The sequence below is a fragment of the Streptomyces sp. SDr-06 genome, from assembly GCF_003324565.1.
Taxonomy (GTDB): Bacteria; Actinomycetota; Actinomycetes; order Streptomycetales; family Streptomycetaceae; genus Streptomyces.
This window is the reverse complement of the sequence record NZ_QOLA01000003.1, coordinates 112,292-124,460: the sequence shown is the minus strand read 5'-3', so window position 1 is coordinate 124,460 and position 12,169 is coordinate 112,292. Positions and strand designations below refer to the sequence as shown.

The 12,169-nt window shown below is 73.6% G+C and carries 13 protein-coding genes; 5 read left to right on the top strand and 8 right to left on the bottom strand.

The genetic code is table 11. The features are described 5' to 3' along the window. The first annotated feature begins 21 nt into the window (after positions 1-21). Positions 22-228: a hypothetical protein gene (locus tag DT019_RS08965; protein ID WP_114036176.1), complete on the top strand. Its 207-nt coding sequence runs from the start codon at positions 22-24 to the stop codon at positions 226-228. Here the strand turns inward: DT019_RS08965 and DT019_RS40715 are convergent, their stop codons facing one another. From DT019_RS40715 to DT019_RS08950, 3 genes are all read right to left on the bottom strand, one after another. Next, the gene (locus tag DT019_RS40715) at positions 229-468 is read right to left on the bottom strand and encodes a hypothetical protein (RefSeq protein ID WP_262985319.1); all 240 of its coding nucleotides are present in this window, start codon (positions 466-468) and stop codon (positions 229-231) included. It lies immediately after the preceding gene. Then, on the bottom strand, positions 465-1,091 hold the full coding sequence (locus DT019_RS08955; RefSeq protein WP_114036175.1) for a dihydrofolate reductase family protein: 627 nt from the start codon (positions 1,089-1,091) through the stop codon (positions 465-467). The genes DT019_RS40715 and DT019_RS08955 overlap by 4 nt, the downstream gene beginning before the upstream one ends. 101 nt (positions 1,092-1,192) lie before the next feature. Beyond that, on the bottom strand, positions 1,193-2,008 hold the full coding sequence (locus tag DT019_RS08950) for an AIM24 family protein (RefSeq protein WP_114036174.1): 816 nt from the start codon (positions 2,006-2,008) through the stop codon (positions 1,193-1,195). 189 nt (positions 2,009-2,197) lie between these two features. Here DT019_RS08950 and DT019_RS08945 point away from each other — a divergent pair, with 189 nt between their 5' ends. Continuing rightward, positions 2,198-2,938 carry an SDR family oxidoreductase gene (locus DT019_RS08945; protein WP_114036173.1) on the top strand — a complete coding sequence of 247 codons (741 nt, stop codon included), beginning with the start codon at positions 2,198-2,200 and terminating at the stop codon, positions 2,936-2,938. Positions 2,939-3,036: 98 nt separating this feature from the next. Here DT019_RS08945 and alc read toward each other — a convergent pair whose 3' ends face one another. Beyond that, entirely contained in the window at positions 3,037-4,152 is a 1,116-nt protein-coding gene (gene alc / locus DT019_RS08940) for an allantoicase (RefSeq protein WP_114036172.1), read from the bottom strand. A 4-nt stretch (positions 4,153-4,156) separates the two neighbouring features. Then, positions 4,157-5,494: an allantoinase AllB gene (gene allB / locus DT019_RS08935; protein ID WP_114036171.1), complete on the bottom strand. Its 1,338-nt coding sequence runs from the start codon at positions 5,492-5,494 to the stop codon at positions 4,157-4,159. A 310-nt stretch (positions 5,495-5,804) separates the two neighbouring features. Here allB and DT019_RS08930 point away from each other — a divergent pair, with 310 nt between their 5' ends. Next, positions 5,805-6,608: an IclR family transcriptional regulator gene (locus DT019_RS08930; RefSeq protein WP_114036170.1), complete on the top strand. Its 804-nt coding sequence runs from the start codon at positions 5,805-5,807 to the stop codon at positions 6,606-6,608. 53 nt (positions 6,609-6,661) lie between these two features. Here the strand turns inward: DT019_RS08930 and DT019_RS08925 are convergent, their stop codons facing one another. The 3 genes from DT019_RS08925 to DT019_RS08915 all read right to left on the bottom strand — a co-directional run bounded on the left by DT019_RS08925 (position 6,662) and on the right by DT019_RS08915 (position 10,211). Continuing rightward, positions 6,662-8,311, bottom strand: coding sequence for an alkaline phosphatase family protein (locus DT019_RS08925; RefSeq protein WP_223279363.1), 1,650 nt, complete (start codon positions 8,309-8,311; stop codon positions 6,662-6,664). 164 nt (positions 8,312-8,475) lie between these two features. Beyond that, positions 8,476-9,171 (bottom strand): ABC transporter ATP-binding protein, encoded by a 696-nt coding sequence (locus tag DT019_RS08920; protein WP_114036169.1) that lies wholly within the window; start codon positions 9,169-9,171, stop codon positions 8,476-8,478. Then, positions 9,168-10,211 (bottom strand): ABC transporter permease, encoded by a 1,044-nt coding sequence (locus DT019_RS08915; protein WP_114036168.1) that lies wholly within the window; start codon positions 10,209-10,211, stop codon positions 9,168-9,170. Before DT019_RS08915 ends, DT019_RS08920 begins: the two co-directional genes overlap by 4 nt. A 133-nt stretch (positions 10,212-10,344) precedes the next feature. Here DT019_RS08915 and DT019_RS08910 point away from each other — a divergent pair, with 133 nt between their 5' ends. Both DT019_RS08910 and DT019_RS08905 read left to right on the top strand, forming a co-directional pair. After that, positions 10,345-11,526 (top strand): sensor histidine kinase, encoded by a 1,182-nt coding sequence (locus tag DT019_RS08910; protein ID WP_114036167.1) that lies wholly within the window; start codon positions 10,345-10,347, stop codon positions 11,524-11,526. Beyond that, the gene (locus DT019_RS08905) at positions 11,523-12,164 is read left to right on the top strand and encodes a response regulator (protein ID WP_114036166.1); all 642 of its coding nucleotides are present in this window, start codon (positions 11,523-11,525) and stop codon (positions 12,162-12,164) included. The genes DT019_RS08910 and DT019_RS08905 overlap by 4 nt, the downstream gene beginning before the upstream one ends. The last annotated feature ends 5 nt before the right edge of the window (positions 12,165-12,169 follow it).

Sequence of the window (12,169 nt, the reverse complement as noted above, 5' to 3'; positions counted from 1 at the left end):
CGGCGCGGGCAGGCTCGGGGCATGAGGAGATTCCTGGAGGTCACCGGGGGCCTGCTGCTGGTGCAGGGCGTCGGCGGACTGCTGCACGAGTGGACGGGCTGGTTCGGCCTGTGGACGCTGGTGCACCGCCCCGACGCCCTGGCCGGCCACGAGGTCTTCGCGAGCATCGTGCTCGCGGCCGCGGGCGTGGCGGTGCTGATCGCGTCCGAGCGGGCCCCGAGGCGGTAGTCAGGCCGCGGCCCGGCGCCCCCAGCCGGTGCCCGCGAGGACAAGGAGTGCCCCCAACAGGCCGGGCGCGCCCAGGCGTTCGCCGCCGAGCGCGATGCCGGCGGCCGCGGCCCACAGCGGTTCGGTGCCGAGCAGGAGGCGTCGGGTGTGGAGACGGCGGCGGCTCGCACGGGGAACGATCACCGCACTGGGCGGCGGGCGGCCCGGGAAGGGGCGTTCCGCCTCGCGGTCCTGCCTCACTCGTCGAGGTCGTAACTCCCGTACGTGGGGCGGCCGGTGGGGCGCAGCGTGGTGATGGTGACCCCGCTGGAGGTGGTGCTGGACCCGGCCACGGCGAAGGAGGTCGCCGGGACGCCGTCGGTGAACAGGCGGCGGCCCTCGCCGAGCACCACCGGGTAGGTCAGCAGGCGGTACTCGTCGATGAGGCCGTGCCCCATCAGGAACCGGGCCAGGGCGCCGCTGCCGTGCACCTGGAGTTCGCCGCCGGGCCGGTCCTTGAGCGTCCGGACCGCCGAGGCCACGTCCGCGTCGGAGCCCGCGACGACCGTGGTGCCGTGCCACTCTGGGTTCTTGAGGGTGTTGGAGACGACGTACTTGGGGAGCGCGTTCAGGGGCGCCGCGATCGGATGGTCCGGCTCGGTGACGCGCGGCCAGTACCTGGCGAAGATGTCGTAGGTGCGCCGGCCGAGCAGGAAGGCCTCAGCGCCCGCGAACCACTCGATGATCTGCCGGTCGGTCTCGTCGTCGCCGAACGGCGCCTGCCAGCCGCCGTGCGCGAAGCCGTCGCCGGGGTCCTCCTCGGGCCCTCCGGGTGCCTGGACGACGCCGTCGAGGGTGAGGAACGTGGTGAAGGTGAGCTTCATGGTCCGAGCCTTTCTGGGGGGCGCTCCGGCGCGGTCGGGCCGCGCCGGTCACACCAGCTCAGACCGCGCGCTCCCGCGGAACTCATCGCCCTCGCGGCGCGTCATCCCGCGTGCGTGGAGAACAGGCCGCCGGTGGGGCCCTGCTTGTCGCCGCCCTGCGCCTTCTTCAGGGCGTTGGCCAGGCCTTCGATGGTGAGCGACTGGAGGATGACGCGGCCGTCGCCCTCCAGGGTGGCGAGCGAGAGGCCCTCGCCGCCGAAGACGGCGTTCATCAGGCCCTGGCGGTTGAGGCCGCCGATGCGCTGCACGCCGTACTCGATGCCCTCCTCGAAGGCGACGATGCAGCCCGTGTCGACCTCGATGCGGCCGCCGAAGTCGGCCGGGTTGAGGTCGATGAAGTTGCCCGCGCCGCAGATGATCACGGTGCCGGTGCCGGTGAACTTCTCCAGGATGAAGCCCTCGCCGCCGCTCATGCCGGTGCGGCCGCCCTGGAAGGCGATGCCGAAGTCGACGGTGGACTCGGCGGCCACGAAGGCGTCCTTCTCGGCGAACCAGGCCCGGTTCCCGGTGAGTTCGAGGGCGCGCATCTCGCCCGGCAGCACGCCCGCGAAGCCGACGGTGCCCTCGCCGCCGGTGGAGGTGAAGTACTGGAAGGCGAGCGACTCGCCGGCCAGTGCGCGCTGGCCGACCTGCATCGCGGTGCCCATGGCCTGGCGCAGCATGCCGCCCATGCCGCCACCGCCCTGGCCCGCCTGGTCGCGCCCGCCCCGGTCGGGTCCGGACAGCCGGGTCTCCATCGACACGTTGGCTGTCTTGAAGAGGAACTTCCCGGCCTCGCAGTAGACGGTCTGGCCGGGAGTGAGGTTCACGACGGCCATCTGCATGGCGTTGCCGACGATCTCTTGCCGAAGGGTCACGGCGGTCTCCTGACGGGTGCGGGGTGCTTGCCGGGGGTCAACGTACGACACCGAGTGCCAGGTTCCGGCAGCGGGACTCGGTGTCCGATGGCCGCCAGCACGGGGGTCCGGTGACGGCTTTGCTTGAAGCCGCAACAACAGCCGCTCCGGGCGGACCGCACCGGACGCGCCGAAGGAAAGGACCTCACGATGAACTCGCTCAACGGCAAGAAGGCCCTGGTCACGGGCGGCAGCCGGGGCATCGGCGCCGCTACCGCGCTGCGCCTGGCCCAGCAGGGCGCCGATGTCGCCGTCACCTACGTCCGGGGCGAGGAGGGGGCCAGGGAGGTCGTCGCGAAGATCGAGGCGATGGGGCGGCGCGGGATCGCGCTGCGCGCGGACCAGGCCCTGGCGGCGGACGCCGTGGAGGGCGTCGAGCGGGCGGCCGGGGCGCTCGGCGGCCTCGACGTGCTGGTCAACAACGCGGGTGTGGGCGTGCTCGCCCCGCTCGACCAGCTGAGCCTCGCGGACGTCGACCGGGTGCTCGCGGTGAACGTGCGCGGCGTCTTTCTCGCCGCCCAGGCCGCCGCGGCCCGCATGCCGCGCGGCGGACGGATCATCACGATCGGCTCGTGCCTGACCCAGCACGCGCCGGGGCCCGGCGGTGTGCTGTACACCCTGAGCAAGTCGGCCCTCATCGGGCTCACCAGGGCGCTGGCGCGCGAGCTCGGCGCGCGGGGGATCAACGCGACAGTCGTCCACCCGGGCCCCGTCGACACCGACATGAACCCGGCGGACGGGCCGTCCGCCGCGGACCAGGCCGCGATGACCTCGCTCGGGCGGTACGGAACGGCCGACGAGGTCGCCTCGATCGTGGCGTACCTGGCGAGCGAGGAGGCGTCGTATGTGACGGGCGCCGAGCTCTCGGTGGACGGGGGCTACGCGGCCTAGCGCGCAGGGGAAAGCGCGAGGCACCCCGGTGCTGTCGGGTCGGGATGCCTCGCGCGCGGGCGGGTGTCGTGCCGCCCTGCTGTGGGGATCGGGCCGGCTCAGCCGCCCAGTTCCTGGTGGCGGGCGGTCAGCCGCGCGGCGCCCTCGGCCGTCAGGGAGCCGAAGAGGCGCAGCCGCGAGATGCCGCCGTCGGGGAAGATGTCGATCCGTACGTGGGTGCCCACGGCGGGGGCGTCCAGGACGAAGCGGTGGTTGGTGTCGGGCTGGAGGCGGGTGCGCGGCAGGACCTCAGCCCACTCCCCCGAGGCGCCGTCGCGCACCGAGAGCGCCGCCCAGCCCGCCGAGTTGCCCTTGAGGTACGCCGTGTCGATCTCGACCGCGCGGATCTCCGACTGGGCCGCCAGCTGGTAGCGGATCCAGTCGTTGCCCTTGTCGCGGCGGCGCCGGGTCTCCCAGCCGTCGTCCATCTTGCGGGAGCGGCCCGGCTGGATGGTGTTGGTGGCGGGCGAGTAGAAGCGGTCCGAGGCGTCCTCGACCTGGCCGCCGTTCTCCAGGGCCGCGAGGTCGAAGGTGCCGAGGGCGGCCAGCCAGCGCGGGTCGGGGGCTATCTCGCCGTGGACCCGCAGGCGGGCCACGCCACCGTCGGGGTGCTGGTTCAGGCGCAGGTGCGTGAAGCGCTGCTCGACGTCGACCGCGAAGCCGTTGGCCGCGTGGCCGCCAACCGCCGTACGGGGCACGAGCGTTGTCCACTTCACGTCCGGCGCGAGCAGCTCCTCGGGCGAGGGGGAGCCCGGCACCGAGGTGGCCTCGACGGAGACGGCCTGCGGGTAGTTGCCGCGGAAGTGGGCGGTGTCGACGACGACGCCGCGCACCACGCCGGGCGCGCCCAGGCGGATGAGCGCCCAGTCGTGGTCCTCGTCGGTGGGGTGCGGCTGCTCGGCCGAGACGCCGCGGCGGCGCCGGGTCTCCCAGCCGTCCATGATCTTGCCCTTGTGGCCGAAGTGCTCGGGGTCGAACTCGGCGGCCTCGGGCTTGAGGAGGTTCTCGCGCTCGGCGAAGAACTCGTCGTTGGCGGCGATCACACCCGCGCCCAGGCGCCGGTCGGCGAGGTCGACGTACCGCGTGAAGGCGAAGTCGGCGGTGCGGTAGTCCGCGTACGGGTCGCCGCCGCCGAAGGGGCTGGCGTCACCGGTGAAGGAGGGAAGGGTGCTCACGGTGTCAGTTGTTCCTTTCGAGCAGGCGGCCGGTGGGCTCGGCGATGACGCCGTCGTGCTGGATGCGCTCGCCGCGCAGCCAGGTCGACCTGACGACGCCGTGCAGCGTCTTGCCCGCGTAGGCGGTGACGCGGTTGCGGTGCTGGAGCTCGGCCGGGTCCACGGTGAAGGTCTCGTCGGGGGCGAGCACCGCGAAGTCGGCGTCGCGGCCGGCCTCGATGGCGCCCTTCTGGGTCAGCCCCACCAGGTTCGCGGTCGCGGTCGACATCCAGCGCACCACGTCCTCCAGGCTGTGGCCACGCTTGCGGGCCTCGGTCCAGATCGCGGGGAGGCTGAGCTGGAGGCCGGAGATGCCACCCCAGGCGGTCGCGAAGTCGTCGGTCTTGAGGTCGGCGGTGGACGGCGAGTGGTCGGTGACGACGCAGTCGATGGTCCCGTCGGCCAGCGCCGCCCACAGCAGGTCCTGATTGGCGGCCTCACGGATCGGCGGGCAGCACTTGAACTCGCTCGCCCCGTCCGGGACTTCCTCGGCGGTCAGGGTGAGGTAGTGCGGGCAGGTCTCGACGGTGAGCCTGACGCCCTCGCGCTTGGCGGCGGCGATCAGCGGCAGCGCGTCCGAGGACGACAGGTGCAGCACGTGGACGCGGGCGCCGACCCGCTTGGCCGCGTTGATCAGGCCCTCGATCGCGGTGTTCTCCGAGACGCGCGGCCGGGTCGCCAGGTAGTCGGCGTACTTGGGCCCGGTGAGGTGCGGGGCGGCGTCGAGCTCGTGCGGGTCCTCGGCGTGGATGATCATCAGCCCGTCGAACCCGGCGATCTCGGCGAGCGAGCGCTCCAGCTGCTTCTGGTCCAGTTCGGGGAACTCCTCGACGCCGGACGGCGAGAGGAACGCCTTGAAGCCGAAGACGCCCGCCTCGTGCAGCGGCCCCAGGTCCTTGACGTTGTCGGGCAGCGCGCCGCCCCAGAAGCCGGTGTCGATGTGCGCCTTGCTCGCGGCGACCTCCTGCTTGACGCGCAGGTTCTCGACCGTGGTGGTCGGGGGCAGCGAGTTGAGCGGCATGTCGATCAGGGTCGTGATGCCCCCGGCGGCGGCCGCTCGGGTGGCGGTCCAGAAGCCCTCCCACTCGGTGCGGCCGGGGTCGTTCACGTGCACATGGGTGTCGACGATGCCGGGCAGCAGCACGTCGTCACCGAAGTCCTCCAGGCGCGCGCCGGCCGGGACCTCGGCCTCGTACGGCAGTACGTCCGCGATCTTCCCGCCGGCGACGGCGACCGTCGCCGGGCGCGTCCCCTCGGGGGTGATGACGCGCGTCGAGCGCAGTACCAGGTTGACGTCGGACACCCGAGCCCTCACTTCCCAGCGGATTCTTCCGTACACCGGAATTCAACGATCTGTTGAAGGAGTTTGCGCGCTCGCCGAGGAAGCCGTCAAGGGTGGCCGACGAGTGACGGCCGACACGGGGGGAGTCTTGGAGGTTTCCACAGAATGGAATTAGAATTCCACCAAGCAGAATGTAGGTATCGCCACGCAGTGCCGCCGACGAACGGACAAACCCGCTCTGACCGGCGAGGACACCTGCCCCGTCCAGGGTAGGACGGACAACCGCCCGGTAGTCTGCTCCTTCGCCTGCCAGCATCGAAAGGAACGCGCCGTGCCGACGTCAAGCGCCAGCACCACCGACGCCTCCAAAACCTCCCCCGCCACCGGAGGCGTCCAGTCCCTCGAGCGCGCCTTCGATCTCCTGGAGCGGATGGCCGACGCCGGGGGCGAGGTCGGCCTCAGCGAGCTCTCCGCGAGCAGCGGCCTTCCCCTGCCGACCATCCACCGCCTGATGCGTACGCTCGTGGCCTGCGGCTACGTCCGCCAGCAGGCCAACCGGCGCTACGCGCTCGGCCCCCGCCTGATCCGGCTCGGCGAGTCCGCCTCGCGGCTGCTCGGCACGTGGGCGCGGCCGTATCTGACCCGCCTCGTCGAGGAGACCGGCGAGACCGCGAACATGGCGCTCCTCGACGGCGACGAGATCGTCTACGTCGCGCAGGTGCCCTCCAAGCACTCCATGCGGATGTTCACCGAGGTCGGCCGCCGGGTCCTGCCGCACTCCACGGGCGTGGGCAAGGCGCTGCTCGCGCACACCCCGCCGGAGGAGGTCCGCGCCCTGCTCGCCCGCACCGGCATGCCGGCCGCGACGGAGAAGACGATCACCACGGCGGACGGTTTCCTGGACGCCCTGGAGCAGGTGCGGCGCGCCGGGTACGCGGTGGACGACAACGAGCAGGAGATAGGAGTCCGCTGCCTCGCGGTGTCGGTCCCCAACTCCCCCACCGCCGCGGCCATTTCGATCTCGGGTCCGGCCGGCCGGGTCACCGAGGCGGCCACGGACCGGATCGTCCCGATCCTCCAGGGCATCGCCCAGGAGCTCTCGACGGCCCTGGCCAACACGGGCGCCCAGGCCTGAGTCGCCTTCGGTGGGCCCCCTGTCGCCGTCGCGGCAGGGGGCCCACCGGTGTTTCAGCGCACGGGCAGCACGCGGGTGTGCTCACGGCGTACGGCCTGCAGGTCCCGCGGGTCCAGGCCCAGCAGGGCCAGGATGGTGGGCGCGATCTGCGTGGTGTGGACGCGGCCCTCCTCGCGCACCCCGGCCGGGGTGCCCGCACCGGAGACGACCAGCGGGACGTCGAGGTCGTCGGCGTTGGCGCCGCCGTGCTCGGCGATCTTCTTGGTGCCGCCGGTGTAGACGACGCCCTCGCGGGCGATGCCGAAGACGTCGGGGACCCGGGCGTCGCCCGTCCGCACACCGAAGTAGCGCGCGGCTTCCCGGCCCGCGTACCCCTTGGTCAGGCCGGACGCGGTGAAGGGCTTCGGCTTGGCGTCGATGTCGGTGCCGGTGCCGTGCTGGGCCAGGAGGTAGGCCTTGGCGAAGTCGGCGGCGGCCTGCGAGTGGTCGGTGAGCCACAGCATCATGCCGTCGTCGTCCGCGGAGTGCGCGACGAGGGGACCCGCGCCGGGGTGGGCCTTCTTCCACGCCGCGTCGAGACCGGCGAGCAGCGGGGCGTCGTCGATCCGGGTCAGCGCGGCCGGGTCGGTGGGCGACTGGCCGTGCTTGGCGGACAGGATGACGGTCGTGCTGGTGTCGAGGTGGCGGGCCTTGAGCTCGGCGACCAGCGAGCCGAGTTCGGAGTCGACGAAGTCGATGCTCGCCTCGACCAGCGGCCCGGGAACGCCCTTGGCCGTGTACCCGCCCTTGAGACCGTCGGAGGCGGGCAGCTTCTGCGCGGTCGATACGGACTGGAAGTTGAGGCCGAAGACGGCCGGGGTGCCGGTGCGGTGGCCGCGGCTGTGGTCGTAGCCGTCGATCTCGTTGCGGACGGCCTGGACCTTGTAGTCGTCGTACTGGCGCGTGGCCTTGTTGTCCTTCGTCCAGTCGGTGCCCTTGGCATAGCCGGTGGCGTCGGAGTTGATCTCGGGCGTGAAGAGGTCCTGGATGCCCTGGCCCGAGGGCCCCTGCAGGATGTCGTACGCCGCGTGTTTGTCCGACCAGGCCGTGCGCAGCCCCGCCCGGCGGGCCACGTCGAAGACGGTGTTGACGCGCAGGTAGGAGTGCGGGGCGAGCGGCTTGCACGTCTTCGGGTCGACGGGCAGCGCGGCCGGGTTGAGCAGCGTGCCCGGGTTGCCGGTCATGCGCAGGATGCTGCCCGGCAGTCCGGTCAGGCCCTGGCCCGCGTCGAGGGCCGACTTGTCCTTGTCGAGGTCCTCGGTGAGGTCGACCTCGGCGCCCGGCACGGCCTTCGCGCAGTCGGTGGTGCCGGCCGGGAGCAGGGTGCGGTCGTAGGAGTCGTCGTAGTAGACCCCGGTGGTGCCCGGGCCGCCGCCGGTGACCTGGGCGGTCATGCCGGGGAAGGAGTCCGAGGGCGTGGTGGTGCTCGCGTGGGTGTACTGCACACCGCCGTGCGCGAGCCGGGCCAGCGCGGAGTGCGGGTGCCGGGCGGTGTAGCGGTCGAGGTCGGCCTGGTGCAGTCCGTCCACGGAGATGAGCAGGACGTGCTGGGCGGCGACGCGGTGCGGGCGCGCCGGGGTGGCGTCGGCGTGCAGCACGGTCGTTCCGGCGAGCGCGCCGGCGGCGCCGAAGGTCGCGGCCAGCCGGAGGAGCGGGCGGTTCACAGGTATCCCCTGACGTTGATGGAACCGGGGTGCGGGGGGTGCGCGCTCATGAGTAGTGGCGCCCTGTGTACCGCCGTCGCCGCGCAGGTGAACCCCCGGCGCACGGGCGGTATGGAGCCCCCCATGCGCCGGCCAAGAGTGTGCCGCGGTCGCCCCCCGGGGGCTCAGCCCGCGACCGCCCGCGCCTCGCTGAGCCGCCCGTCGGCCATGGTCACCACGGCATCCATCCGCTCCAGGTGGGCGCGGTCGTGGGTGACCAGGACGGTGGCCGTGCCGCGGTCGCGGGTGAGCGTGAGCAGGAGGTCGAGTACCGCGGCACCGCGCTCGTGGTCGAGGGCGCTGGTCGGCTCGTCGACCAGGAGCACCGCGGGCTCGTTCATGAGGGCGCGGGCGATGTTGACGCGCTGGCGCTGGCCGCCGGAGAGCTGGTGGGGGCGGCGGTGGGCCTGGTCGCCGAGACCGACGGCGGCCAGGAGTTCCAGGGCGCGCCCGCGCGCCTCGCGCGGCCTGCGGCCCGCGAGGTGGGCCATCACCTGGAGCTGCTCGGCCGCGGTCAGCGAGGGCAGCAGGTTGGGCTGCTGGAAGACGATGCCGATGGAGTCGCGGCGCAGCGCCGCCTTCTCGCCGGGGCCGAGCCCGGCGGTGTCGGTCCCGGCCACCACGACGCGCCCGCTGTCCGGGGTCACCAGGGTCGCGGCGACCGCGAGGAGGCTGGACTTGCCGGATCCGGAGGGGCCGACGCAGGCCGTCACCGTGCCGGCGCCGACCGCGAGCGAGACCGCGTCCAGGGCGGTGAGGCGTCCTTCGCCGTCGGCGTAGGTCAGGGTGATGTCGTCGAGGACAAGTGTGGAGGGGTTCACCGGGCACTCCCGAGCGCGGTCAGCGGGTCGACGGCGGTGATGCGCCGGATGGACAGGGCGGCGCCGATCACGCCGAGCACGATGAGCACGGCGGCCGGGGCGAGCGTGGTGGCGGGGTCGAGCACGAAGGGCACCGCGCCGCCGACGAGCCCCCCGGCGAGCGAGGCGAGCCCGGTGCCGAGCAGCGTGCCCGCCGTCAGCATCACGACGGCCTGGCCGAGCGCGTCCTTGAGGAGATGGGGCGTCGAGGCGCCGAGCGCCTTCAGTACGGCGATGTCGCCGCTGCGCTGGATCGTCCAGACGGTGAAGAACGCGCCGACGACCAGCGCCGAGATGACGAAGAGGAAGCCGCGCATGAGCTGGAGCGAGCCGTTCTCGGCCTGGTAGGAGGGCAGCGCGGAGAGCGCGTCGGAGAGCGTCAGGCTCTCGGTGCCGAGCCGTCGGTCGGTGGCCGCGAGGTCCGCGCCGCCGTCGAGGGTGAGCGCGACGACGGTGGCGGGCGCGTCGTCGGCCAGCGCCGTCCACACCACGGGGGTGTGGCTGTAGGAGTCCTCGCCCTCCACCGCCGACACGGTCAGCGTCCGGCCGCCCAGCGTCAGACGGTCGCCCGCCTTCGCGCGCAGGTCCCCGGCCGCGCCGTGCGAGAGGACGACGGACCCGGCGCGTACCGCGGACGGGGCCAGGCCGGACCCCGCCGGTACCGCGAACGAGGACACCGCGGCCGTGTGCTCGCCCGCCTTCGCGTTCAGCGTGGAGATGCCGATCGGCTGGGCCTCCTCGACTCCCGGCGCCTGCTGCCACCGGTGCCAAGTGCCGCTCGGCACCACGGAGTTGGTGAAGGACGCCGACTGCCCGGAGGGCGGCGCGGCGAAGGCGAGCCGGTCGGCGGGCAGCGCGCTGACGGCCGAGGTGTTGTCCCTGGCCAGCCCGGCGGTGAGCCCGGAAAGCAGCCCCACCAGCAGGGTGATGAGCACCACGACCGTACCCATCAGCGCGAACCGGCCCTTGGCGAACCGGAGGTCTCTCCATGCGACGAACATGGGCTCAAGCCTGGTCTCCGGGGGTCCGGGGCACATCGCGCCCGGGCATGCGTCCGCGGATCGAAGGATGCATCCGCACATCAAACTTTCGGTTGACCGGGGCCGCCCGGCGGGCCCGTACGCTGGAAGTCCTATGGATCCCGCACGCCCCCACACCCCCGTCGCCGCCCTGCTGCGGCTGTGCCTGCACGCGCTGCTCGGCGGGCTGCTCGCGCTCTCCGCGGTACGCGCCGCGGGCGGTGGCGCGCCGCATCCGGGGGCCGTTTTCGGGGCGGTCGTCCTGATGGCCGCGGTGTACGCGGTGGGCGTCGCCCTGCCCGCGGTGCGGCCGCGGTCCCCGGCGGCCGCGCTGTGGCTCGGGGCGCTCGGCGCGTCCTGGCTGCTGCTGCTCGCGCTCTCCCCCGACGCGCTGTGGGCCGCCTTCCCGCTCTACTTCCTGCTGCTCCACCTGCTGCCGCTGCGCTGGGCGCTGCCCGCCGTGCTCGCGACGGCGGGCGCGGCCATCGCGAGCTTCCTGCTGCACGGGCAGCAGGTCACGCCGGGAGCCTTCATAGGGCCGCTGCTCGGCGCGGCGGTCGCCGTGGCGACCGTGCTCGGGTACGACGCGCTGTACCGCGAGAGCGAGCGGCGCCGCGAGCTGATCGACGAGCTGGTGGCGACGCGGGCCGAGCTCGCCGAGGCCGAGCGCACGGCCGGCACCCTCGCCGAGCGCGAGCGGCTGGCCCGCGAGATCCACGACACGCTCGCCCAGGGCCTCTCCTCGATCCAGCTGCTGCTGCGCGCGGCCGAACGCGCGCTGCCCGCCGGCGACCCGGCCCGCGACCACGTCGAGCAGGCCCGCCGCGCGGCCCAGGACAACCTGGCCGAGGCCCGCCGCTTCGTGCAGGCGCTCACCCCGCCCGACCTGGAGCACGGCTCGCTGTCCGGCGCCCTGGAGCGGCTGTGCGCGGCGGCCCCCGGCCCGGCCGTGCAGTTCGGCGTGAGCGGCACCCCGGTCGCGCTGCCGACCCCGTACGAGGTGGCGCTCCTGCGCATCGCCCAGTCGGCGCTCGCCAACACCGTGCAGCACGCGGGGGCGGACCGCGCCGAGATCACCCTCAGCTTCATGGAGACCTCGGTGGCCCTGGACGTCGTGGACGACGGGCGCGGGTTCGACCCGGCGGACCGCCGCCCGCGGGAGAGCGGCGGCTTCGGCCTGCCCGCGATGCGCTCGCGGGCCCAGTCGCTCGGCGGCACCCTGAGCGTGGAGTCCGCGCCGGGCCAGGGCACGGCCGTCGCGATCACGCTGCCGCTGCCCGTGGCGGGCGCCCGGTGAGCGCGGCGCCGATCCGGCTGCTCCTCGCCGACGACCATCCCATCGTGCGGGCGGGGCTGCGCGCGGTCCTCGACACCGAGCCGGACTTCGCGGTGGCCGGGGAGGCCGCCACCGCCGAGCGCGCGGTGGAGCTGGCCTCCTCCGGCGCGTACGACGTGGTCCTGATGGACCTCCAGTTCGGCGCCGGGATGCACGGCGCGCAGGCGACGGCGGCCATCACCGCCCGCCCGGGCGCCCCGCGTGTCCTGGTGCTCACCACCTATGACACCGACGCGGACATCCTGGCCGCGGTGGAGGCGGGCGCGGCGGGCTATCTGCTCAAGGACGCCCCGCCGGAGGAGCTGGCGGCGGCGGTCCGCACCGCGGCCGCGGGCCAGTCGGCGCTCGCCCCCGCGGTGGCACACCGGTTGATGGACCGGATGCGCACGCCCGCGGAGGCGCTGACGCGGCGCGAGCTGGAGGTCCTCCAGCTGGTCGGCGACGGGCTCTCCAACCAGCAGATCAGCAAGCGGCTGTTCCTCAGCCAGGCCACCGTCAAGTCCCATCTGGTCCACATCTACGCGAAGTTGGGCGTGGACTCGCGCACGGCGGCGGTCGCCGCCGCGAGCGCGCGCCGCCTGATCCGCCAGCCAGGCTGAACCCT